19 protein-coding genes and 2 tRNA genes are annotated in these 24883 nt (G+C 57.0%); 6 read left to right on the top strand and 15 right to left on the bottom strand.

The window, feature by feature from the left end; all coding sequences use genetic code 11:
* Positions 1-3: 3 nt before the first annotated feature.
* Positions 4-88: transfer RNA gene (locus tag AOB54_05035), tRNA-Leu, on the bottom strand.
* A 61-nt stretch (positions 89-149) separates the two neighbouring features.
* Here AOB54_05035 and AOB54_05030 point away from each other — a divergent pair.
* Genes AOB54_05030 through AOB54_05020 form a run of 3 tightly spaced genes read left to right on the top strand, consistent with a single transcriptional unit; the run spans position 150 to position 3283 of the window.
* A complete protein-coding gene (locus AOB54_05030) occupies positions 150-1028 on the top strand; it encodes a squalene/phytoene synthase family protein (protein WVN40884.1) in 879 nt (292 codons plus the stop codon).
* Positions 1029-1043: 15 nt separating this feature from the next.
* A complete protein-coding gene (gene hpnD / locus AOB54_05025) occupies positions 1044-1895 on the top strand; it encodes a presqualene diphosphate synthase HpnD (protein ID WVN40883.1) in 852 nt (283 codons plus the stop codon).
* On the top strand, positions 1892-3283 hold the full coding sequence (locus tag AOB54_05020) for an FAD-dependent oxidoreductase (GenBank protein WVN40882.1): 1392 nt from the start codon (positions 1892-1894) through the stop codon (positions 3281-3283). The genes hpnD and AOB54_05020 overlap by 4 nt, the downstream gene beginning before the upstream one ends.
* On the opposite strand, the gene radA is transcribed toward AOB54_05020, so the two are convergent.
* Both radA and alr read right to left on the bottom strand, forming a co-directional pair.
* Positions 3234-4613 (bottom strand): DNA repair protein RadA, encoded by a 1380-nt coding sequence (gene radA, locus AOB54_05015; GenBank protein ID WVN40881.1) that lies wholly within the window; start codon positions 4611-4613, stop codon positions 3234-3236. The two genes, AOB54_05020 and radA, sit on opposite strands and share 50 nt — an antisense overlap.
* A 2-nt stretch (positions 4614-4615) precedes the next feature.
* On the bottom strand, positions 4616-5725 hold the full coding sequence (alr, locus tag AOB54_05010; protein ID WVN40880.1) for an alanine racemase: 1110 nt from the start codon (positions 5723-5725) through the stop codon (positions 4616-4618).
* A gap of 57 nt (positions 5726-5782) precedes the next feature.
* On the opposite strand from alr, the gene lplT reads away from it, so the two are divergent.
* Positions 5783-7051 (top strand): lysophospholipid transporter LplT, encoded by a 1269-nt coding sequence (gene lplT, locus AOB54_05005; GenBank protein ID WVN42728.1) that lies wholly within the window; start codon positions 5783-5785, stop codon positions 7049-7051.
* Between the two features lie 50 nt (positions 7052-7101).
* Here the strand turns inward: lplT and AOB54_05000 are convergent, their stop codons facing one another.
* Genes AOB54_05000 through ispF form a run of 3 tightly spaced genes read right to left on the bottom strand, consistent with a single transcriptional unit; the run spans position 7102 to position 10143 of the window.
* Positions 7102-7566 (bottom strand): hypothetical protein, encoded by a 465-nt coding sequence (locus AOB54_05000; GenBank protein ID WVN42727.1) that lies wholly within the window; start codon positions 7564-7566, stop codon positions 7102-7104.
* Positions 7559-8815: a tRNA (adenosine(37)-N6)-threonylcarbamoyltransferase complex dimerization subunit type 1 TsaB gene (tsaB, locus tag AOB54_04995; GenBank protein WVN42726.1), complete on the bottom strand. Its 1257-nt coding sequence runs from the start codon at positions 8813-8815 to the stop codon at positions 7559-7561. Before tsaB ends, AOB54_05000 begins: the two co-directional genes overlap by 8 nt.
* Positions 8812-10143 (bottom strand): 2-C-methyl-D-erythritol 2,4-cyclodiphosphate synthase, encoded by a 1332-nt coding sequence (ispF, locus tag AOB54_04990; protein WVN42725.1) that lies wholly within the window; start codon positions 10141-10143, stop codon positions 8812-8814. The genes tsaB and ispF overlap by 4 nt, the downstream gene beginning before the upstream one ends.
* Before the next feature lie 36 nt (positions 10144-10179).
* Here ispF and mfd point away from each other — a divergent pair, with 36 nt between their 5' ends.
* Together mfd and serB are read left to right on the top strand one after the other, a co-directional pair.
* Positions 10180-13740: a transcription-repair coupling factor gene (gene mfd / locus AOB54_04985; GenBank protein WVN42724.1), complete on the top strand. Its 3561-nt coding sequence runs from the start codon at positions 10180-10182 to the stop codon at positions 13738-13740.
* Between the two features lie 8 nt (positions 13741-13748).
* Positions 13749-14633: a phosphoserine phosphatase SerB gene (serB, locus tag AOB54_04980; protein WVN42723.1), complete on the top strand. Its 885-nt coding sequence runs from the start codon at positions 13749-13751 to the stop codon at positions 14631-14633.
* A gap of 56 nt (positions 14634-14689) precedes the next feature.
* Here serB and AOB54_04975 read toward each other — a convergent pair whose 3' ends face one another.
* The 9 genes from AOB54_04975 to fdnG form a co-directional block, all read right to left on the bottom strand.
* The gene (locus tag AOB54_04975; protein WVN42722.1) at positions 14690-15067 is read right to left on the bottom strand and encodes a DsrE family protein; all 378 of its coding nucleotides are present in this window, start codon (positions 15065-15067) and stop codon (positions 14690-14692) included.
* Positions 15068-15117: 50 nt separating this feature from the next.
* Positions 15118-15600, bottom strand: coding sequence for a hypothetical protein (locus AOB54_04970; protein WVN42721.1), 483 nt, complete (start codon positions 15598-15600; stop codon positions 15118-15120).
* Positions 15601-15620: 20 nt separating this feature from the next.
* A tRNA-Sec gene (locus AOB54_04965) sits at positions 15621-15716 on the bottom strand.
* Position 15717: 1 nt separating this feature from the next.
* Positions 15718-17622, bottom strand: coding sequence for a selenocysteine-specific translation elongation factor (gene selB, locus AOB54_04960; GenBank protein ID WVN42720.1), 1905 nt, complete (start codon positions 17620-17622; stop codon positions 15718-15720).
* A complete protein-coding gene (gene selA, locus AOB54_04955) occupies positions 17619-19055 on the bottom strand; it encodes an L-seryl-tRNA(Sec) selenium transferase (GenBank protein WVN42719.1) in 1437 nt (478 codons plus the stop codon). The genes selB and selA overlap by 4 nt, the downstream gene beginning before the upstream one ends.
* A gap of 2 nt (positions 19056-19057) precedes the next feature.
* Complete coding sequence (gene fdhE, locus AOB54_04950; protein WVN42718.1) at positions 19058-20002, bottom strand: formate dehydrogenase accessory protein FdhE; 945 nt, start codon at positions 20000-20002, stop codon at positions 19058-19060.
* Between the two features lie 101 nt (positions 20003-20103).
* Positions 20104-20730 carry a formate dehydrogenase subunit gamma gene (locus AOB54_04945; GenBank protein WVN42717.1) on the bottom strand — a complete coding sequence of 209 codons (627 nt, stop codon included), beginning with the start codon at positions 20728-20730 and terminating at the stop codon, positions 20104-20106.
* Positions 20731-20733: 3 nt separating this feature from the next.
* The gene (gene fdxH, locus AOB54_04940) at positions 20734-21603 is read right to left on the bottom strand and encodes a formate dehydrogenase subunit beta (GenBank protein ID WVN42716.1); all 870 of its coding nucleotides are present in this window, start codon (positions 21601-21603) and stop codon (positions 20734-20736) included.
* An 11-nt stretch (positions 21604-21614) separates the two neighbouring features.
* Positions 21615-24659, bottom strand: a complete 3045-nt coding sequence (fdnG, locus tag AOB54_04935) for a formate dehydrogenase-N subunit alpha (GenBank protein WVN42769.1) — start codon at positions 24657-24659, stop codon at positions 21615-21617.
* Between the last annotated feature and the right edge of the window lie 224 nt (positions 24660-24883).

The following is a 24883-nucleotide window of genomic DNA, read 5'->3' as shown; positions in this document are numbered from 1 at the left end:
GACTGGTGCGAAGGGGGGGACTCGAACCCCCACACCTTGCGGCGTCAGGACCTAAACCTGGTGCGTCTACCAATTTCGCCACCTTCGCGCAATGCGGTTCAAATGCCTTGCACCCGACGCGAAGCCCACATTGTACTTAGAATCGCGGCATGACCACGGCACACCACGGCAAGGCTTTTCATGGCGGCGAGCACTACGAAAACTTCCCCGTGGGCTCCTGGCTGGTACCTGAAAAGATCCGGCCCGCAATCCTGAGCCTGTATCGCTTTGCACGAACTGGCGACGATCTGGCCGATGAGGGGTCTAGCCCCCCTGCCGATCGGCGCGCTGGCCTGGCAGCACTTCGAGACGGCCTGGCCGGCCAGCCAAACGCCCAGGCGCCAGAGTTGGCGGCCATTGGGGGCGAACTCAAACGAGCCCTTGACCAACACGGTGTTCCAACGGCCTGGGCCGACGATTTATTAGAGGCTTTCTTGCAAGATGTGGGCCACCGCCCAATGGCCACCGAAGAGGCCGTGTTGGCGTATTGCCGATATTCAGCGGCACCGGTTGGCCGACTAGTCTTGGGGCTATCGGGCCTGCTCGATCAGGCTGGCCAGCCCAGATCAATACAGAACGCCTCTGATGCGGTCTGTATTGGCCTTCAGCTGGCCAATTTCGCCCAAGACATGGGGGAAGACTTCAGCCGGGGACGCCTCTATTTTCCCCAGACCTGGTGGCCTGCGGGCTGGACAGCCGATCTGGGTCTTACCGCGCTTAGCCCGACCAGTCGTGCCGAGCTGGCGAGCCGAATGGCCCGCTGGGCCTTGAACCATCTAGCCCAAGGCGCTGGGCTTCCAAGAACCATTCGTCACAGCAAATGCCCGGGCAGCCTGCGGCTCGCTATGGAGATTGCCATCACGATTGAAGGCGGCCGAGAGATCTGCCGCATGGTCTTAGCAAACCCCAGCGCAGTCTGGACCAAATCGCCAAGCCTCTCCAAGGCCAGGCTAGCAGTGGTAGTGTTTCGTGCCTTCCGATTGATCTAATTCGACACCCACGCAATGACGCCCGACCAGTACTGCGAATCTAAAGTGAGCGAGAGCGGCTCTAATCTTGTCGCAGCCTTCAAAATTTTGCCCGCCGCACCGCGCACCGCAATCACTGCACTCTATGCGTTTTGCCGAGAAGTCGACGATGTGGTGGATGAGTGTTCCGAACCACAACTCGCCGCCATCAAACTGAGCTGGTGGAAGACCGAGCTCGATCGCCTGTTCGAAGGCGACCCCACCCACCCCGTGACCAAGGCCCTGCTCCCCAGGCTTTCTCAATTCAATCTGCCACGCGACCCCTTTGATGAGATTGTGGCGGGCTGTGCGATGGATCTGAACCAGAACCGTTACATGAGCTGGGCCGATCTGGATCTTTACTGTGATCGTGTTGCTGGTGCCGTTGGCCTGTTGTCAGTTCGAATTTTTGCTAAGAATGGTCAGATCAGCCAGGCCACACTCGACTATGCGATTGCACTTGGCCGGGCCCTGCAATACACCAACATCATGCGCGATGTCGGTGACGATGCCCGCAAAGGCCGCATCTATCTGCCACTTGAAGCCATGCAGGCGCATGGTCTTGAAGCCGCCTCAATTCTGCGGTTTGAGCACACACCGGCACTGGAGTCGCTGCTGCGTGACATGCATCAGCGTGCCGATGCCTTGTATCAGCAGGCCTTTGCCGCGTTACCGGGCAATGAACGCAGCGCGCAGCGGCCAGGCCTCATCATGGCGGCGATTTATCGAGAGCTCTTAACACTGGTCGCTTCCGAGTCGTATCAGGTCTTAAATCAACGCATCTCTGTTGCGCCAGCGCGCAAACTCTGGCTTGCCTGGCGGGCATCTCTGGGCCTGCTTCCCACATGAGTTTAGGCGGCCGCATTGCCATCATTGGTGGCGGTTGGGCCGGTCTGTCTTGCGCCGCTTGGCTAACCCGTGTGGCACCCGACAGCAAGATCACTGTCTTTGAAGCCTCGCCACATTTTGGTGGCCGCGCCCGCGGACTCAATTGGGAAATCCCAGATCGCGACACAACATTGGCCATTGACAATGGCCAGCACCTGACCATCGGTGCCTACACCGACACCTTTGCATTGCTGCGCATGGTGGGTGCGCCCCGCTGGCAGTCACGGCCCCTGCAGTGGGCGGGTGTGACCTCGCACGCGGTGGTTGCCCAACACTGGCAGGTGTCAGAGGCGGCATGGCCCTGGCGGGTTTTATCAGGCCTGATTCCGGGCCGTGGGCCCATTGGCTGGCCCTTGGCCTGGAAATGGGCCATTGGCAAAACCATCCTACAGCTTGTGGCCAGCAACTGGCGCGTCGGCCCCATCACCGCCCACCAATGGTTGGCAACACAAGACATGCCAAAAGACTTTGTCGACCATTTCTGGCGGCCATTGTGCGAAGGCGCCCTGAACACCGAATTGGAATTGGCCAGCGCCGACATCTTGGCCGCGGTGTTACGGGATTCTCTGGCAGGCCCGAAAGGCAGCACCAATGTGCTCACACCCCCCACCAATCTTAGTGTTGATGGTGTGGACCCAATCACGAATTGGCTTGCACAACAAGGCGTGAACCTTGCGGCCAGGCATCTGGTCACCCGACTAGAGCAGACATCAACAGGCACCCGACTGCATTGTCGCGATCAGCCTGTGCCGCAGGTCTATCAGCACGTGGTCTTGGCCATGCCGGCGCGGCCATCCATCCGCTTATGGGACGACTCGGCACTGCCCATGACCCCGGCACGGCAACGTTGGGCAGGCCTTGATTTTCGGCCGATCACCACGGTGTGGATTGCGCTGAACGCCGCACAGTCGCAACAACTCGCGCATCTTCCCGATTGGTTTGTCTTGAACCCACACAAAGACGCGCCACACATTGGCCAGGTGGTAGTGAAGCGCAATGGTGCCATTGGTGTGGTCGTGAGTGCCCATGGCATTGGAAACGCCGATCAGGCGAGAGACTTGCTGAACCAACAGCTTGTCGTGCAGCTTGGTATTGCCTGCCAAGACAGCCCACAGAAATGGATTACCGAAAAGCATGCGACATGGGCCGCCACACCCAACGCACCCATTGCAAGCGAAGAGGAAACGCGCGGGCTAACTGGCCTACCCAATATCTATCGCTGTGCCGATGATTGCGAGCCCGGCTACCCGGCAACGATTGAAAGCGCCGTGCGATCAGGCAAGCGCACCGCAGAGACGATCAGTCGCGCATCTTTGCAATCGCATCATCCAGACGCGACACCGCAATGACTTCAAGCCCCTCGATAGGTTTTTTGGGGGCATTGGCAGCCGGCACGAGCGCCCGCGAAAAGCCAAGCTTGGCGGCCTCTTTCAATCGCTCTTGGCCACGTGGTGCAGGACGAATCTCACCGGCCAACCCCACTTCACCAAAGGCCACCATGCCCTTGGGCAGGGCCTTGTTACGCATGGATGACACGATCGATAAAATCACTGCAAGATCTGCCGCAGGCTCGTTAATGCGCACACCACCCACGGCATTGATAAACACATCTTGATCAAAGCAGGCAATGCCCGCATGACGGTGTAGCACCGCCAACAACATGGCCAACCGCTGTGGCTCTAGCCCCACCGATAGCCGCCGCGGATTGGGCACATGGGCGGTGTCCACCAGCGCCTGTATTTCTACCAGCAAAGGCCGAGAGCCCTCTTGCGTCACCAAGACACAAGAGCCCGGCACGGTCTGCTCGCCCTGCATGCCCAGATGGCCGGGCGATAAAAAGAGTGCCGATGGATTGCTCACGGCTTTGAGTCCGCGATCCGTCATGGCAAAGACACCAATCTCGTTGACCGTGCCAAAGCGATTCTTGATGGCACGAATCACACGGTAAGACGCCTGTGAATCGCCCTCGAAATACAAGACGGTGTCCACAATGTGTTCCAGAACACGTGGGCCAGCGAGCGTCCCCTCTTTGGTGACATGGCCCACCAGAATCACGGTGCAACCACTTTCTTTGGCCCAACGGGTTAAGCGCGACGAACACTCGCGTACTTGAGAGACCGACCCCGGTGCAGCGGTCAATGCATCACTGAACAAGGTCTGGATTGAATCGATCACCACCAGCTGTGGCTTTTGCGCCATCAACTGGGCCAGGATTTCTTCAAGCTGAATTTCGGCCAATACCGTAAGCGCATTCGAAGATAACGCGAGACGTTTGGCACGCAGCGCCACCTGCTCGACCGATTCTTCGCCACTGACATAGAGCGTGGATGCGTTCTGACTCAAATGGGCCAGGGCCTGCAACAAGAGTGTGGATTTGCCAATACCCGGGTCGCCGCCGATCAGCACCACACCGCCCGGAACAAACCCACCACCGAGCACCCGATCAAACTCTTCGCTACCGGTTGGAATACGTGGCAACTCTTGGGCCTGAACATCTGAGAGCCTGACCGCCTGGGTGGTTGGCGCAATCGATACTGGCGCCTGGCCACGGCGCGATACCGCCGCTGCACGAATCTCTTCCAAGGTATTCCAAGAGCCGCAGCCATCACACTGGCCGGCCCACTTGGGAAAGGCACTCCCACACTCTCGGCAGACAAACTGCGATTTTTCTTTGGCCACTTTTACTCCACCACCATACGCGGCACGCGGGCCGTGATCTTGGTCATCAATTCATAGCCAATCGTGCCCGATCGATTGGCCACATCATCGATCGCCACATGCTCACCCCAGAGCTCACAAGGGCTCCCCACCACCGCCCCTGGGTGATCGGTGAGATCGACGGTAATCATGTCCATCGACACCCGGCCGGCAAGCGGCACGATGCGACCTGCTACCCATACTGGTGTGCCGTCGGGTGCCAAACGCGGATAACCATCGGCATACCCCACTGCCACCACACCAATTCGCCGGTCGCGATCGGCCACAAAGCGTGCGCCATAGCCCACGGCCTCGCCGCGCTTGACCTGCTGTATCGCAATGATTTCACTGGTGAGCTGCTGCACAGGGCGCAGACCCAGGCCCGCCGCCGTATGTGCCGCCACCCCATCGGCCCAGGGGGTTGCGCCGTAGAGCGCAATGCCCGGCCGCACCCAGTCGGCATAGGCCTGGGGAATTGACAGACTCGCCGCAGAGTTCGCCAGGGATACTGGGCCAACCGCCCCGCCGATGGCCCGCGCAAGCCTGGGCTGCCAGCCTTGAAAACAAGACAGCTGCGCCTGCCAGCCATCATCGGTGTCAGCATTGGCGAAGTGGGTCATCCAGCCCAAGGGCTGGCGAAGCTTTTGTTGAATTGGCAGAAGTAGATCGGCAATTTCCGTATCGCTTAGCTGGGGATTCAAACCAAGCCGATTCATGCCGGTGTTCAGTTTCACCCAAGCCGAACTTGGCGTTTGGCTAGCCTGGATAAAACACTGGGCCTGCTCTGGCGTTGAAATCACCGTGGTGAGATCAAGCTGCGCCATCACCGAGAGATCTTCAGCTGAAAAAGCCCCTTCGATCATCAGGATTGGTTTGGCCCAGCCAGACTCTCGGGCGGCCTGTGCTTCGGACAAGTCCAGGACCGCCAGGCCATCGGCCGATGCAAAGGCACGCACCGCCTGGGCTATGCCCTGGCCATAGGCGTTGGCCTTGGCCACCGCCCAGATGCGGGACTGGCCCACGCGCTGGCGGATACAAGACAAATTATGACGCATTGCGTCAATATGAACAGTAAGGCGAATTGGTCGGGGCATACACAGAGATTTTATGCGTTCATGCTCTAATCATGATGCAACACAAAAAAAGGGATCATGAAACGCGGTTTTTACACCATCATGGCAGCGCAGTTTTTCTCCTCGCTTGCCGATAACGCATTACTCATCGCCGCGATCGCCCTGCTCATTGAGCTTGCTGCGCCCGAATGGATGCGCCCGCTGCTCAAACTCTTTTTTACCGTGTCCTATGTGGTGCTCGCCCCCTTTGTGGGTGCCTTTGCAGACTCCATGCCCAAAGGCAAGGTCATGTTCATTACCAACACCATCAAGGTCGTGGGCTGTGCGCTGCTCTTTTTCTCGGTGCATCCGCTTCTGGCTTATGCCATGGTGGGCTTTGGCGCAGCCGCTTACTCGCCAGCAAAGTACGGCATCCTGACCGAACTGCTGCCGCCTGAAAAACTTGTGGCGGCCAATGGTTGGATCGAAGGCACCACCGTGAGCTCGATTATTCTGGGCACCATGGTGGGCGGTGCGCTGATTAGCCCCACCATCAGTGGCTTTTTCCTGGGGTTTGATTTCCCGATGGTGGACACCGGGATTGATAGCCCAGCAGAGAGCGCCATCTTGGTGATTGCCTGTATTTATCTCTTGGCGGCCGGGTTCAATTTGCGCATTCCCGACACGGGTGCCCGGTATGACAAACAACATCGCAACCCATTCAAATTGATTGCCGATTTTTGGTACTGCAATAAAACACTGTGGAATGACAAGCTTGGCCAAATCTCACTGGCGGTAACGACCCTGTTTTGGGGGGCTGGGGCCACGCTGCAATTCATCGTGTTGAAATGGGCGGAAGTGCAACTGGGCATGCCACTCAATAAAGCAGCGATTTTGCAGGGCATTGTTGCGATTGGCATTGCCTTGGGGGCAGTGCTCGCCGCCCGTTTTGTGCCGCTCAAACAAACCCCATCGGTTTTAAAGCTGGGGGTGATCATGGGCCTAGTAGTGCCGCTGATGACCCTGGTCACCTCGCTGGGGGCATCCATTCCCCTGCTCGTCATCATTGGCGGATTGGCCGGCTACTTTGTGGTGCCCATGAATGCGTTGCTGCAACACCGTGGCCATGTGCTGCTCTCGGCTGGCCACTCCATCGCCGTTCAGAATTTCAACGAGAATTTAAATGTGCTGCTGATGCTTGGCCTTTACACCTTACTGATCAAGTTTGATCTGCACGTCAACACTGTGATTATCGTGTTTGGCCTATTTGTGGCAGGCACCATGTGGCTGGTGATCAAGCGCTATCGGCAAAACAAGGCCCGCTACGACTTAGATTCCTTAATTGGAATTCATAAGAATCCGCACTAAGCAGGTGTCTGACACCGAGGTTTGTCTGACAAGGTGTCTGACACCCAGACCTAGCGTTCAAACGCCATCTCAACACGAAGCTGATGCAACACAGACCAGAGCTGGGCTTTGCGGGCCGGCTCCTGCGTCAGGCCTTCTAATGGCGTGACACTGATCACTCGGCAATCTTGCAGGGCCGCCGCATGGGCAGACTCAATCTCACTTAAAAAAGCCTCACCAAACACCAAGAGCGATGCCGGCCGCTTTGACAGCAACACCTGCACCACACGATCCACCTGTGGCGAACTCAGGATCACCGCGCTCTCAATGATTGGCCGTGGATACCCCATCTCGATCATCGCCCTGGAAATGGCTGTCCACAACATCTGCCCAGCAGAAGAGGCCGCAAGCCCAACCACCACCATCGACTCTCGCGGGGATGCTGAAATCGATGCAGCAGGCCGATACTCGGGCCGCAACTCCCATCGGGGCGTGAGCTCTAAAAGCTGCATGGCCTCTTTGGATAGCTCAGCCATATGTCTTTTCCGTTGAGACTGCTTGACCAGTGTCCAGGCCAGAAAGGCGCATCACAATCGCATCTTCACGCATCGGCGAATTCTGGGGCGAGTTCAACTGACTTGCGCTGGCCACAGACGCTGGTGCCGCATGATTGGGGTAGTAGCCCTTGCGAAGGCCAATGTCTTTGAAACCGAGTTTGCGGTAAAGACCAATCGCGGCAGTGTTACTGGGCCGCACTTCTAACAAAATTTGATCTATGCCGGCATCACGGACCTGCGCCATGAATTGGCGCATCATCCACGCCCCAAGGCCACGGCCCTGACGGGCAGGCGATAGCGCAATGTTCAGCAGGTGCACTTCATCCACCACGCGCATCCACACCACGTAGCCAATCATTACGCCACGCTCTTTCAGCACACGCATGGTGTAGCCTGCGTTCAAAGAATCTTGAAAATTTCCAGATGTCCAGGGAAAGGGATAGGCCTGCCGTTCAATCACCATCACCGAGGCCAGATCGGCAGCCGTCATATCGGCCCAGACCAGATCTGGTGACTCTTGCCGCTCTGCAATCGTCTGGGCCACCTTGTCGCGCACATACAGCGGACGCAATTCCGATGGGCCAACCCACTCACGGGGCTGAGCAAGATTGGCATCCACAGCAAAGCGCGCAATCCATGCCGCCAAGGGCAAAGACACTTGCCCAAAGGCCTGCACATCAGGGTCCACGAGATCAACCCCAGACCGTGCAGCATCACGATCGCTCGTGTGGGCGGATTCCGCTAGCACCACCGCCGGCGGTTCTTGAAACGCAAGCGCAATTCCCGAGCCCTGTTGCGTCAGACCCACCGTTGCCGCAAATCGCTCGCCCAGCCGCGCATCAAATGAAATCCGAACCGGAATTGGTTGGTGGGCGGCATAGTCACGGCGCAGCTCTTCTGATAACGACGACCACCAGGCATAGGCCGTTGCCTCAAACCCATTCACGCCAAGAAGCGGTTTCCCAGAGCCCAGTGCCAAGCCCTGGGCAATGCCGCAGGCCACACGCAACCCCGTAAACGACCCCGGGCCAATGCCCACCGCAATCCCATCAAGATCCTGCCAATCCATGCCAGCCTTTTGCAAAAGCGCTTGGGCAAGGGGTAAGAGTCGACTCGAGTGTGATTGGCCAGAGTCGGCCACGGCGTAAGTTAAGGTGCCGTCTGCCTTGCGCAGGGCCACAGAGGCCCTGATGCCGCCAGACTCAATCGCCAAAACAGTCGATGTCATTGGCCAGCGCGCACCAACATGGCAATGGCCTGGGCCGCAATGCCCTCACCGCGGCCAGTAAAGCCCAGCCGCTCTGTCGTTTTTCCTTTGATGTTGATGGATTCCACAGGCAGGTCACAGCAGGTAGCAATCGCTGCCTGCATCTGGGGGGCGTAGGGCGAAATCTTGGGCGCCTGTGCAATCACTGTGGCATCGATCTGCGCCACACGCCATCCCTTGGCACGAACTCTTTGCACGGCCTCAGTGAGCAAGACTTTGCTGTCTGCACCTTTAAACGCAGGGTCGGTATCGGGAAAGTGGCGCCCAATGTCGCCCATACCTGCGGCACCCAAAATAGCATCGGTGACGGCGTGCAGCAACACATCGGCATCGGAGTGGCCATCTAAGCCCTTCTCATACGGAATGGTGACCCCACCAATAATCAGTGGCCGGCCAGACACCAGGGCATGGACATCAAAGCCCTGCCCCACTGCAAAAGGAATTTCTTGTGCCATGACGGCCTCCATCAATCGAAAATCATCCGGCTGGGTGAGTTTGAAATTATTCGCCTCTCCCTTCACCAACACGACCTGTCCACCTGCGGCTTCAACCGCACTGGCCTCGTCGGTGGCCTGGGGTGAATTGGCATACGCGGCCATCAGTGACTTCAGAGAAAACATCTGGGGCGTCTGGGCCGCCCACAGCGTGCTGCGATCTAGAGTCTGATCGACCACCGCATGGCCGCGCGCATCTTGTCTTGCACGCTTCATGGTGTCGGCAACCGGCATGGCCAGAATGCCGCCCTGCGGTCTCCCGTCTTGATCCTGGGCAGACCCACCAGCCACCGCCTGCCAGAGCCGCTCCAGACTAGTGATTCCAAGGCCAGGTCGGGCCGCATCGTGGACCAAGACCCACGGGTCTGAGGCCTTCGTACCGCCAAGCTGAGCAGAGCCAGACGATGCCTGTAACTGGGACAGTGCATCCGCAACGAGCGCACAGCCCGCCACAACGGAATCACGGCGTGACGCACCACCGATTCGCACCGCAACCACTCGGGGACAGTTGGCCAGTTCCCCATCAACATCCATCGCGGCCCAAAGCGAGTCCTCGGGGTGCAGTACCACCACCACCGCCGCACATGGCTCAAACTTGGCCAGCGCCTGAATACTTCTGGCCAACATCGTGACCCCCGAAAGGCGATGGTATTGCTTGGGCTGAGACAGACCGCTGCGCTCACCGCGGCCCGCTGCAGGGATCACCGCAACAGCCTGGCAAGATGTCCCAAGCAGGTCCACCAATCGTGCAAGGGCGTCAGACCGAGTGGCGTAAAGCCGACTTTTTATTTCCATAGAACCTACAATTTACCGTTTTCGATCGTTCTCTTCATGCCGAGTCCTTTTTCCGCCTATGGGCGAACCCCGCCCAGTGCGGGCCATCACCTGTCTCTTGCCCGGCCTTGCGGCAGCGCAGACGCCTGGCTGCTCGCCGACTGGGCGGCCAAGCTTGCCCAGCAGGCCAAGGCCAACACGGCAGGGGCGCGGCTATTGGTGGTCTGTGAAGCCGCACTAGATGCCCAGCGACTTGCTGACGAGATTCGGTTTTTTGAGCCATCGCTACAGGTTCGTCTGCTGCCCGATTGGGAGACCCTGCCCTACGAGGCCTTCTCTCCACATCAGGATTTGGTCTCGGAAAGGCTACTCACGCTCTACCAGGCATCGACCGGCCAGCTGGATGTCTTGGTGGTCTCGGCATCCACGGCCTTGCAACGGATTGCACCACCCTCGTTTCTCGCATCGCAGACTTTTTTCTTTAGAAAAGGCCAGCGTATCTCTGCGGATGGATTACGACAGCAACTGCAGACCGCCGGCTACAGCCCAGTCTCACAGGTCGTCACCCCCGGTGAGTATGCCTGGCGTGGTGGCCTGATTGACCTTTACCCAACAGGCAGCAATCTGCCCTATCGCATTGAGCTGCTCGACGATGAAGTCGACACCCTGCGTGTTTTTGATCCCGACAGTCAGCGCACCATTCATCCGGTTCAAGAAATTCGCCTTCTACCGGGCCGCGAATTCCCAAGCAACGAGCAGGCGGCACAAGCATTCCGTGCCCGCTGGCGCGAAGTTTTCGAGGGCGACCCATCGCGTTGCAGTCTGTATAAAGACGCCGGAAAAGGCCTGTTCGGCGCCGGCATTGAGTATTACCTGCCGCTGCTATTCGATCAGGTGGCGAACATCTTCGATTACCTGCCACAAGAAGGCGGGGCCATTGCCACCATTGGCCAGGTGGATCAGGCCTTTGAAGAGTTTCATCGGGATCTGCTCTCACGCTACACGTTTCTAAAGGCCGACATCGAGCGGCCCGTGCTTGCCCCTGATGCCTTGTATCTCAGTAGCGAAACATTTTTCACCCAGACCAAACCCCTTGCACGGCTCAGTCTTCGTGCCGACACCACACCATCCATCAATCGGGCACATCACGCCACGGCCAACGCCGATGATCAGAACCAAGACCAGCCCTTTGCTGCCTTGGCCGATATTGCGGCCGATCGCAGGGCGGCAGACCCCGTTGAAAAACTGCGGCAATTTAGCGATCAACTCAAGACCGACACCCAGAATCGATTCCTGATGACGGCTGAAAGTCCAGGCCGCCGCGAAACGCTGTCGCATTACTTAAGCGAACACGGCATTGCCCACCGGCTCATCGACACGCTAGAAGCAGCACGTCAGCACAACACACCTGAGATTCAATTGATGGTGGCACCACTGCATGCCGGCTTTGCCGCACCATGGGCCCGACTCTATATCGCTACCGAAGGTGAACTCTTTGCCCAGGTGGCTCGGCGCCAACGACACGGCAAACGGCAATCCGAAACCAATATCGATTCGATTGTTCGCGATCTTTCTGAACTGCGAATTGGTGACCCGGTCGTGCATATTCAACACGGCATTGGCCGCTATCTGGGCCTGGTGCATTTGGATATGGGCGAAGGCGACACCGAGTTTTTACAGCTGGAATACGCCGACGATGCCAAGCTCTACATCCCAGTGTCGCAACTGCACGTGATTGGCCGCTACAGCGGTGCTAACCCGGAGAATGCCATGCTGCACACCCTGGGCTCTGGCCAGTGGGACAAACTGAAGAAAAAAGCCGCCAAACGGGCCCGTGATACCGCTGCAGAATTACTCAACATCTATGCCCGCCGCGCCGCCCGTCAGGGCCATGCGTTTAAGTTTGATGCGATTGATTACGAACGCTTTGCCGATGGTTTTGGTTTCGAAGAAACCCCAGATCAGCTCGCGGCCATCCACGCGGTAGTGCAAGACATGGTCTCGGGAAAACCGATGGATCGGCTGGTCTGTGGGGACGTGGGCTTTGGCAAGACCGAAGTCGCGCTGCGGGCAGCCTTCTTGGCGGTAATGGATGGCAAACAGGTGGCCGTGCTCACCCCAACGACTCTGTTGGCCGAACAACACTTCCAGACCTTTCAAGATCGGTTTGCCGATTGGCCTGTAAAAATCAGCGAGCTCTCGCGGTTTAGAAGTGGGAAAGAAATTCAGACTGCGATTGACGGCTTGGCGCACGGCAAGGTCGATATTGTGATTGGCACCCACAAGCTCTTATCTGCAGGGGTAAAGTTTGATCGCCTGGGCCTGGTCATTATTGATGAAGAGCACCGCTTCGGTGTTCGGCAAAAAGAGGCACTGAAAGCCCTGCGATCGGAAGTGGATGTGCTCACACTGACCGCAACGCCCATCCCCAGAACACTGGCCATGAGCATGGAAGGGATTCGTGATTTTTCCGTGATTGCCACGGCCCCACAAAAGCGCCTGGCGATTAAGACCTTTGTGCGCCAAGAAAACGATGGCGTGGTGCGCGAGGCACTGCTTCGAGAATTAAAACGCGGCGGCCAATGCTATGTGCTGCACAACCAGGTCGAAACGATTAACAACCGGCGCGATGCCCTGCAAAAACTCGTGCCCGAGGCCCGCATTGAGATTGCCCATGGACAGATGCATGAGCGGGATCTTGAGCGCGTGATGCGAGACTTTCATTCCCAACGCATCAACGTTTTACTCTGCACCACCATTATCGAGACCGGCATTGATGTGCCCAGTGCCAACACGATCGTGATCTACCGTGCAGATCGCTTTGGCTTAGCCCAGCTCCATCAGCTGCGGGGCCGGGTGGGCCGCTCCCACCACCAGGCCTATGCCTACCTGCTCACCCCGGGCGAGGCCGCCATGACCAAAGATGCCGTCAAACGCTTAGAGGCGATTCAGGCCATGGAAGAGCTTGGCAGCGGATTCTTTCTGGCCATGCACGACCTGGAAATTCGTGGCGCGGGTGAAGTACTCGGCGATAACCAGTCCGGCGACATTACCGAAGTGGGTTTCCAGATGTATGCCGATATGCTGACCCAGGCGGTCAATGCGCTCAAGGCCGGTCGCGAGCCCGATTTGGATGCACCATTAGCGGCAGTGACCGAAATTAACCTGCACACGCCTGCGCTTTTACCCAACAGCTACTGCGGCGATATACACGAGCGGCTCACGCTCTATAAGCGGCTTGCCAACGCCAACGATTTAGAAGCGCTCGAAGTCTTAGAAGAAGAATTGGTTGATCGCTTTGGCAGCCCCCCTGATGCAGCAAAAGCACTGCTGGAGACCCATCGGCTTAGACTCTTTGCCAAGCCGGTTGGTGTTCTGAAAATCGACGCCACGGAAGAAGCCATCACCATCACCTTTGATCAACACGCCCAGGTCGACCCCGCCAAGGTGATTCGCTTGATACAGACCGACAAACGCTATCGACTGCTAGGCAATGAAAAACTCCGCTGTGACACTGCCATTGCCGATATTTCCCAGAGGGCGCGTACTATTCGAGAGATTCTGGCTGGCATTGCCGCAGCACCCAACCCCACTTCTACATCAACGCTCACCGTTTAAATTTAATTATGAGTTTCCTTGTGCTCTCCCCCGGTCTTGCCCCTAATAGCCGCCGCAATCGGCTCGCCCAATCCACCCTGTACGCCTTTGATCAGGCAGTTAATCATGCCCCGCGCCGCATGCGGGAAAGCCATGCTGCTGTCTGGCAACTGCCCACACAAACCGCCGTCGAACAAAAAGCAATGCAGGCGGATCTCGACGCCCTTCGGGATGCCCACCAAGTGGATCTGGCCTTGTTACACCAGCCCTATCGCTGGTCTGATTTTTCAGTGCTGGCCATGGACATGGATTCCACGGTCATCACCATTGAATGCATTGACGAGATTGCGGATTACTGCGGCAAGAAAGCAGAAGTCGCCGCAATCACTGAAGCCGCCATGCGTGGCGAAATCAAAGACTATGCGGATAGCCTGCGCCGCCGTGTCGCACTTTTACAGGGCCTATCCGAAACCGTATTGCAAGAGGTGATTCGGTATCGACTGAAATTCACCCCTGGCGTGAAAGAGCTGGTGGATGCAGCTAACCGGGCTGGACTCCACACACTGCTTGTGTCTGGTGGCTTTACCCAATTCACTGATTTTGTGTCTGAGAAAATTGGCTTTGCGCAGACCCGCTCCAACACACTGGAAATCCGTGACGGCAAACTCACCGGCAAGGTGCTCGGCGAAATCGTGGATGCAACGGTCAAACAGAAAACCGTTGCGGCGGCCTGCCGAAGACTTGGCGTCACCAGCAAAAAGGCAATTACCGTTGGCGATGGCGCCAATGATCTGAAGATGATGACCGCCAGTGGTTTATCGATTGCCCACCGGGCCAAGCCTGCGGTTTCCGCGCAGGCCATGCAGGCGATTCGTTTCGGTGGCTTAGATAATGTGCTGGATTGGTTCGAGTAACGCTTCTGTAGCAACCAAGGCGGGTATGCTGCGAAATTGAACCACCGGTTCGATCTTTAGAACACGAGTACCCGAGTGTCATCTCGCTGCAACTGACCAATCACGGCGGTGGCGCCGGTCTGCCCAGTCACCTCGGCAATGATCGCTTCGCCGCGATGATGTTCGGTAAGCGCCATGCCGCACATATATATTTTTACGCCCATTGCGGCAGCCCGCTGCATATAGTCCAGAATCGTTTGGGAATTGTTCTGGTCTGAATAGGCCCGGGCGGCAACGCCATCAAAGGCCCAACAGACCGCCTTTGATGTGAGATGAATCTCGACTTCCATATCCATGGCACGGGCACACAAGGCATAGACCAGTGGTGCTGCCGCCTTTGCGGGCGCATCCGGGTCGGCCTGCCACATAACAATCACTAAACGGTTAACCGCCATGATGCTTCATGGTTGATGAATGACATGGCAGCAGCAACACGCAGAGCACCCTAGTAACTAATATTTTGCGGATCAATACTTGGCAGCTCGTATTTCTGGGGATCAGGGGCACGAAGCCGGCTGCCGACATTGTCGGTAAGCCACTGACGATAACGGTGCACATCCATCAGTAACGGGGACTCTTCTTCCCATGCGATTGGGCGCAGACGGTAGAGCCAGCCCGCGCCATAAGGGTCTTGCGTTACCACCTCGATATTGTTTTGCACCGCCTGGTTCGTTTCCACAATCGTGCAGCTCAAGGGACAAGAAATGGCCACTGCCGTTTTGGCAGTCTCCATCACCCCAAGCGAGCGATCACGCATGACGGGAATTTCACAGGGCCTGGGATAAAACAACATGAACTGGCCGTGGGTGACCACGAAGCGGTTGGCCCCAACGACGACCTCCTCGCCCTCGGGCCGAACCCACAGATCTTGTTCAGCTGCGTAGAGATAATCTTCCGGCAGTTCAGCAAGGATTTGTGCTAGTTCCATGTTCATCACCCTCAAAAAATTGGCGGAAGGGTATGGGAGTCGAACCCACCAGGGATTGCTGGCAACCCCTATCAGATTTGAAGTCTGACCGGACCACCGGGCCGCGACACCCTTCCATTAATTCAACACAAACGGGTTAGATCGACGAATCAGATGGTCATCCCGAACACGTCGCGTGTATCCAATTCGATCAAAAAATTCAAGAATCTGTATGGCAACCTTTCGGCCACCACCAATACGATCCCGAAAGTCTGCCGCCCGAATCACCCCTTTTTGATCAAAAATTTCTTGAACTATCTGGGCCATCTCTGCCACCCGATGGGCCAGAAAGAAGTGATCCAGGGCGATCAGCGTGACCTCCCCGATTCGCGCTACACGCCGTAGATTCGCACGAATCTCTGTTTCCGGGATGTTGACCAGATTGGCAATATCCCTAACCCGAGGCGGATTGTAGGGAGATTCATCAAGAAGCGGGGCAATGGATCGCCAGAGATTTTTTTCAGCATCGCTCAACTCAGCCTTATGGGTGGGCCTGGCCAAAAATGCACCCTTTTGCACAATCAGGCCCTGCCCCACCAAAGATGCAGTCAATTCTGAAAAGGCATCGGCGTCCAGCTGTGGCGCTGCCACCCGACGGCAACGATTTAATTCCATGCCGGGCATCTCGGGCTCACGAACATGGGTCTCATCAATCGAGAGCAAGACCTTTTCGCAAAAGGCCTCCCACTGCACCGGATGAAAAATCACATCTCCCGCCACCGGGAAATTCAAACGCTGCGCAAGCGCCACCACATCGCTGCTGCGCCAATTCCAAGAAGACGCAACCCGTGTAATTGGCAGCGGTGAATAAGACAATAAATCAGCCAATGCCTGCTCCAGAGACCGGCCAGGCAACGTGGCCAACATGGCCAGCCGTGCGGGCGTGCGTTTGCCACGGCTTGGCGGATGGGTGTCTAACACCTGTGCACCACCCAAGGTAGTCTGGGCCTGACTATCGCGCAGAATCAGCCGATCCCCCACACACATGGCAATCGATTCAGGCACGACAACCGACGCAAGACATGCCTCACCAGGGGCCGCCCGGTCGCGATCCAGCGGATAAATCTTGGCCAGACCATGAAAGGCCCCATGATGCAGGTGGACCTGAAGGCCCTGGCCGATGACACGATCATGCGCGTTTGAAATCTGCATCACCACATCGCAGCGCGTGGCGGCGTTATCTAGTCCCACCCCGTTGACCCAGCTGCCGCGCGGCACCTGGTCTAGGGATAGACCCACCAGATTGAGCGCCAACCGCTGGCCTGCCCGGCCGACCTCTGCGGGCTGATCTTGGGCATGCAGTGATCGCACACGGGCTGATCGCATGGCGCCATTTGCCGTACCTGGGGTAAAGATTCCAACGTCATCTCCCACCCCCACTTCGCCGGCATGGGCCGTACCCGTCACCACGGTTCCGATCCCTGGCAGCGTAAAGGCCCGATCCACGGCCAGTCGAAACTGGCCATCTTTCGCACGTTCCTGATACTGGCGCGACTCGTTTAGCAGATGCGCACGCAGGCCATCAATACCCTCGCCGGTCAGACTCGATACAGGAAACAAGGGCCAGTGCTCTGCGGGCTGTCCAGCAAGTAGTTCAGCAATTGCAGCAACTGCGATCTCCGCAACACTCGACTCCACCGCATCAATTTTGGTGAGCACCACGGCCCCACGATCAACCCCCAGTAACCGCAGAATATCCAGATGCTCGCGGGTCTGGGGCATTGGTCCGTCGTCGGCTGCAATCACCAAAAGCGCATAGTCAATCCCACTTGCACCCGAGACCATGGCATGCACGAATTTCTCGTGCCCGGGAACATCGACAAAACCGATCTGCTCTTGGCCATCCGACCAGTAGGCATAGCCCAACTCAATCGAAATGCCCCGGCGCTTCTCTTCGGGCAGTCGGTCGGTGTTCTTGCCAGTGAGTCGTGCGATCAGGGATGTTTTTCCGTGATCGATATGGCCTGCAGTGCCAATGATCATCGTGACGTGAGTAGCGCTTCGTCGGCGGGCAAGAGACAGCGGCAATCGAAAATCAGGCAGTCGTCTTTGATGCGGCCAATTACCGGGGTGGGTAGTGCGCGAAACTTCGCTAACGTCTGCTGTAACAATCGACCCACGCCTTTTCGACCCGCGATTGGTGTCAGACACACTGCTGCCGAGGGCAGCCGCTCTTCTGGGAGCGCCCCGCTGCCAATTTGACTGGCGCAATCCATGATGCTGCACTCAAACCCTTCGCCTGCGATCTTGTGCAACGCTGGGGCGATTCGGGTGGCCGCTGCACGAATGTCATCGCGGCTTCGCGTAAGTAACGCCAGCACGGGAAGCCGATTCTCTAGAGCATGTTCCGAGTCATACACACGCAGGGTTGCCTCCAGGGCGGACAACACCACTTTAGAAACACGCAGTGCACGCTTTAATGGATGTTTTTTAATCTTCGCAATCGCGGCCTTGGAACCCACAATCAGCCCGGCCTGCGGGCCACCCAATAATTTATCCCCCGAGAACATCACAACATCGGCGCCTTTGGCCAGACTGTCCGATGGCAATGGCTCACGCGGCAGGCCCCAACGGCTCATGTCCACTAGCGCACCAGAACCGAGATCGACCATATAAAAAAGGCCGTGGTCATGGGCGAGCTTGGCAAGTGCCTCATCGCCCACTTCCGATGTAAATCCGGTCACGGCGTAATTGGAACGATGGGCCTTCACAATCAGACCCGATTTTTCCGTGATGGCCTCTTCAAAATCTCGAAGATGGGTACGATTAGTGGTGCCGACTTCCACTAGGCGGCAATTGGCCGCACGCATAATGTCGGGCATGCGAAAGGCACCGCCAATTTCAATCTGCTCACCACGCGAAATAATGACTTCCTTGCGGGCACCAAGGGCGACCAAAGACAGCAACACAGCCGCTGCACAGTTGTTCACGACCGTGGCCGCCTCTGCACCCGTAAGACGGCAGATCAATGCCTCCACGACACTATCGCGATCACCCCGCTCACCTGTTGAGAGATCAAACTCCAAGGCGTTGTAGGCCCGCATCGACTTAGCCACGGCATCGATGGCCTCTTGGGCCAGCAGGGCCCGGCCAAGATTGGTGTGAATCACCGTGCCCGTAAGATTAATGACGTTGGACAGCCGAGACGCCACACTCTGACAGGATCGCTCGTGAATCTCTGAGATGAAGCGCTCTTGCGATGGCCCCTGCGAATTGGGGGCTTGCCTGAAGTGTTCAAGTGTTTCCTGAACGGCCCGTTTCACCAATGGTCGGCCGATCGAGGCAATGATGTCTGCAAGTCCCGGATCGCCCAGCAGGCGATCGACTGACGGTAGTTGCAGACGGGGGCCAGCGAGAGTTTCGCCTGGCTGGTTTGTTTTGGATTCGCCCGGACCGGGCAGAACCTTGGTGTTCATGACTATTCGTGGCCTGGATAGAAAAGCAAGTTGGGACCGGTCCGAGCATACCCTTTTTCATCCACCAAGACATCCAAGGCCAGGCTATTTAAATCGTCTGCCAGCGCATCAGCGTTTGGGTCTTTTTCTTGCACAATGATCTTCAGGTAAGTCTTGCATTCATCGCAGGTCTCGGCCCGCACCAGGGCATCTGCTGGCTTTTGACCCTCTGTATCAATCGTCAGATAGCCGACGCCCTTTTCTTCTTCACACGAACTGCACTTCACACGCTCCAGGTTCCACTCGGTCATACAAAGAGAACAAACAAGATACCGATAGTTCTGACGCTCGGGATCGATGCGCACCATGCTAATGGTGGGCCGCATGCCGCAGCAGGGGCAGACGGTGGCCACATCACAGGCGCCAACATCTTCCGGTGACAATGTCGCCGCCATCCGCGTGAAATACACCTGAAGCGCCGCACCCACAAACGGGACCTTGGGCCCATCTTCTGGCAAGGACATGCCGGCGATCAATCGATCCGCGATGGCTTCGAGTTCTGCCGGGTTGGATTTCACATCGGTGATTAAGTCAGACATGACTTTTTCGGCCTGGGAATTCGTTCCCGCGAGGGCCGCTTTGACGTGGTTCGCGATGTCTGAGAGATCGTCTCGCCAGGCGGCATCGCGGGGAAAGACATGGGCCGACAGCGGTGGCATGCCATGTTCACGGCTATTGGAGATCGCGCGCTCTGACACACGCTGGGCGGGGCGCGCATCATAGGACTTGCACTGGCCACGGCAGACATGGGCCAGAAAACGCATATACGCGCCTGTCTCGTCGCGGGTGGCGATCGCATCAAACCGGTTTGCCCGATCACGAAATAGGCCAGCACCTTGGGGCAGCAACACCCGAGGCGCCTTGACCATGCGGTCCATGGTGCCATCGGTAATGATGGGAGTTGGCATTCTTTACGTTTCCTAAGTCGAAATAAAAACCGGCCCCAATCTTACAATCGGGGCCGGGTGTCTCCTGCAACTTCCTTTGTTTGGACTACTTTTCCGTGGGGTTATTTGCTCATGGAGCGATACCACAGCGGGTGATGATGCTTGGCCCAGGCCCGGGTGACCGTGCCCTTTGTCATGGCACTGATGGTTCCCTTAACCCAGATAGCAGCATAGACGTGCACGATGATGGTGATAATCAGCACAACCCCTGATACGGCGTGCACCAGTGCGGCAAGCCGCAGCAAGTCGATCGTGAAGAGGTGTGAGAAGAACTGGCGCCACATCACGATGCCACTGGCCAACAGCATGATCATGGCCAACAAGGTGACCCAATACATCAGTTTCTGGGCCGCGTTGTATTTGCCAATCTCAGGCATGTCGTGATCGCGGTTGGCCAACACATCACCAAAGCGCGCCATCCATTGCCAGTCGTAAGATTTCATCACGTTGTCACCCAATTTCTGAATGGCAAAGATGAAAAACGACAGGAACATCAGCACGCCCAGGATTGGATGCAGGAAGCGCGATAACTCTCCCCCGCCCAACACCGCTGACAGCGACCAAAACGCCGGGTGAAAGAACGCTAGACCCGAGGCCGCCAGCAGCACAAACACGACCGCTGTAAACCAGTGGTTCCAACGTTCATTGGCGGCGTAACGCTGGATTTCTCCAGAAGAAGTCTGACTCATTTCTTATACCTCCTTCTCGTCGACCTCTTTAGGCCCTTTGATGAAGTAGTGTGCAATGCCCACCAACACGGCTGCACCCATACCCCACGCCAGCACCGTCTTCGTCATGCCCTTCCACAGATTCACCGTTGGGCTGATCTGCGGATCGCTTGGAAGACCGTTATAGGCCTCGGGCTTATCGCCGTGGCGAAGCACATACATCACGTGCGTACCACCGACACCCTGGGGGTTATACAGGGCTGCGTTTTGATAGCCGCGCTCTTTCAAATCTTTCACGCGGTTATCGGCCCACTGCACCAGGTCTTTCTTCTTGCCAAAACGAATGGCTTTGGTCGGACAGGCCTTGGCACAAGCAGCGCCCTCACCCACAGCAACACGGTCTGAACACAAAGAGCACTTATAGGCCTTGTGATCTTCCTTACTGATCCGCGGAATGTTAAAGGGGCAGCCGGCCACGCAGTAGCCGCAGCCAATGCAGTTGTCTTTAACGAAATCAACAATGCCGTTTTCGTATTTGACAATCGCACCAGGTGCAGGACATGCCTTTAAGCAGCCAGGGTCTTCGCAGTGCATGCAGCCGTCTTTGCGAATCAACCAGTCCAGCCCGCCATCAGCGCGCTCAACTTCGTTAAACCGCATCACCGTCCATGACTTGGTGGTCAGGTCGGCCGGGTTGTCATACACACCGACCGTTGAGCCAATCTCGTCACGGTTGTCGTTCCACTGCATACATGCCACCTGACATGCTTTACAGCCAATACATTTTGATTCGTCGATCAACTTAGCAACCGCGATGTCCGGATTGGACTTCACCGGCATGGGCGCGGTGGTAGCGGAGCGATTGACGACATTCATTGTTTGAGCAGTAGCCATGAATCGTCTCCTTATACCTTAGCAATGTTGACCAAGAAGGCTTTGAACTCTGGTGTTTGAGAGTTCGCATCCCCCACGAATGGCGTGAGTTCGTTGGCCAAGAAACCGTTCTTGGCAACGCCCACAAATCCGAAGTGAATCGGAATACCCACGTGATGCACAGTCTTTCCGTCAACCGTTAGCGGACGAATCCGCTTGGTCACGGAGGCAACCGCCTTCACCTGGCCCCGATTACTCCAGACCCGGACCATGTCACCGTTCTTAATGCCCTTTTCCTTGGCCAGCGCCTCGCCGATTTCAACAAACGGCTGGGGCTGCACGATGGCGTTGGACTCCACGTTCTTGGTCCAGAAGTGGAAGTGTTCGGTGAGACGGTAGGTCGTTGCGGCATAAGGAAACTCATCCGACTTACCAAACGTCGGTGCATCGGCCTTGAACACACGTGCACAAGGGTTGCTAACGACCTTCGCATTGTTCGGATGCATTGGGTTGCGGCCCAATGGTGTCTCAAACGGCTCATAGTGCTCAGGGAACGGACCTTCCGCCATACCCGGTGCGAAGAGTCGGCCGACGCCTTCCGGGTTCATGATGAAGGGACCCGTTGCAGGCGGTAGTGCCGGCGCGATATCCGGAATGTCCACCCCTGCCCACTTGCTGCCATCCCACTGAATCGTGGGCCGCTTGGCATCCCAGGCCTTACCGGATGGGTCAGCACCCGCACGGTTGTAGAGCACGCGACGGTTGGCAGGCCAAGAGTAGCCCCACTGCTGGTGGATACCCATGCCACCCTCGTCGGCGTTGTTACGACGCGCCGAGAGGTTACCCGCTTGCGACCAGACACCACCGTAAATCCAGTTGCCACATTCGGTCGAACCATCGTCACGCAGCACACCAAAGCCTGGCAACTGTTCGCCTGCCTTAAAGAGCACGGCACCAGTCTTCGGGTCCTTGATGTCCACCACAGCGCGGCCCGAAATTTCCTTGAGCAGCTCTTCTGCGGGAGGATTGCTGGGGTTGGAGTAATTCCACTTAATGGCCATCAACGGCTCACGGCCCTTACCACCCTCTTTGCGATACATGTCGCGCAGTTTGGTAAACAACGTGCCAACGATCTCGCGATCGGTCTTGGCCTCGCCTGGTGCATCTGCCGCCTTGTAGTGCCAGTGAACCACACGGCCCGAACTGGTGAAGGTACCTGGGTCCTCGGCAAAGCAGGTGGACGGCAGGCGGATCACCTCGGTCTTGATGTCCTCGGGCTTGGCGTTATTCAACTCACCAAAGTTTTTCCAGAACTCAGCCGACTCGGTTTTCAACGGATCAATCACCACCATGAACTTCAGGTTGGCAAGTGCCTTGTTGAGCTTGGCCTTATTCGGCAAAGCAGCCAGTGGATTAAAGCCCTGGCAGATCAGGCCATTTATCTTGCCCTGCGCCATACGTTCAAAGTTCGCCAGCACGTCATAGGCGCCATCTCGTTTGGGCAGATAGTGATAGCCGAAGTCGTTTTCCTTCGTCGCATTGTCCCCGTAATAAGCCTTCATCAGGCTGGTGTTCCATTTGGGGAAGTTCTGCGGGAAGTTCATCGAATTCGGGCGTGTGGCCTTGGGCGTGCGGGCCTTCAGATACATCTCACGCGTCTCATCGGCATCCGTCGGCGAGAGCTGATAGCCCGACAAGACTTCCGAGTAAGCACACATGTCGGTGATGCCCTGCACGTTGGCGTGACCGCGAAGCGCGTTCACACCGCCACCGGGGCGGCCAACGTTACCCAGAAGCATCTGGATCATGGCCATGGTGCGGATGTTTTGCGAACCCGTCGAATGCTGCGTCCAGCCCAAGGCGTACATGATGGTCATCACCTTGTCGGGACGTGATGTCTCGGCAATGTATTCACAGACCTTCAGGAATTGGTCTTTGGGTGTACCGCAAATCGATGAGACCTTCTCTGGGGTGTATCGGCTGAAGTGGGACTTCATCAGCTGGTACACACAGCGGGGGTCTTTCATGGACATGTCAACTTTGACAAATCCGTCGTCACCCATCTGATAGGACCAAGACTTCTTGTCGTAGGCACGCTTGCTGTCGTCGTAACCGCTGAACAGACCGTCTTTGAAGCTGAAATCTCCATTAATCAAGAACGGTGCATTCGTGTAGTTGCGAACGTAGTCTTCGTGAATCTTGCCTTTTGCCAGCAGGTAGTTGATGACACCGCCCAGGAACGCAATATCGGTTCCCACGCGAATCGGCGCGTAGTAATCCGCAATGGCGGCCGAGCGGGTAAACCGCGGATCCACCACCACGAACTTGGCCTTGCGGTGCTCCATCGCCTCGGTCACCCATTTGAAACCACAAGGGTGTGCCTCGGCGGCGTTTCCGCCCATCACCAAAATTAAGTCAGCATGCTGGATATCTGGCCAGCCATTTGTCATGGCGCCACGCCCAAACGTCGGACCCAGACTGGATACCGTGGGGGCGTGTCAGATACGTGCTTGCGTGTCGAGTGCCACCATGCCGAGGCCGCGCGCCATTTTCACCATGGCGTAGCCGGACTCGTTCGAGGATGCACTCGAGACTAGTAATGCGGTTGTGTTCCAACGATTAACAGGAACGCCTTTGTCGTTTTTCTCGACAAAGTTTGCATCGCGGTCCGCCTTCATATGGCGGGCAACACGATTCAATGCGTCTTCCCATGAAATCTTTTTCCACTCTTTTGAACCGGGCTCACGCACCTCGGGGTGCAGCAGCCGGTTGGGCGAGTGAACCATGTCCAAAAGACCGGCGCCTTTGGGGCACAACGATCCCTTGTTCACCGGGTGATCGGGGTCACCCTCGATGTGAATGATTTTAGTTTTCTTGGTGGCCTCATCGGTCTTGGAATACATCAAGACGCCGCAGCTCACAGAGCAGTACGGGCAAGTACCACGGGTTTCAGTGGTGCGGGCAAGTTTAAAAGCCCGGACTTCTGCAACAGCAACGCCAGGGGAAAGCCCCAGGCCCACTGCAGAGGAAGTCGCGACACCGGCCGAGCAGATCTTAAAGAACTGCCGACGATTCATCGGTGCGTTCATTAGTGTCCCTCCAGAACGAACGTTAATCGGATACCGCTTCACGAAAAACCTGTACGGAATTTCGCTCACTGGATTTTGATCCTTATCAAGCGACATGCAATGTGCGCCGCAACATTGATGGGTCAATGACAGAGCCCTTCGTCGAGCGTCCGACCTAGACAAACATTTGTAACTCTTGGGTCATCAAGCTTCCTGCTTGGACAAGGCGAATC

Source organism: beta proteobacterium MWH-UniP1 (assembly GCA_036362785.1).
Classification (GTDB): domain Bacteria; phylum Pseudomonadota; class Gammaproteobacteria; order Burkholderiales; family Burkholderiaceae_A; genus Lacustribacter.
The sequence above is the reverse complement of the archived record's forward strand: the minus strand, read 5'-3'. Positions and strand labels throughout refer to the sequence as shown.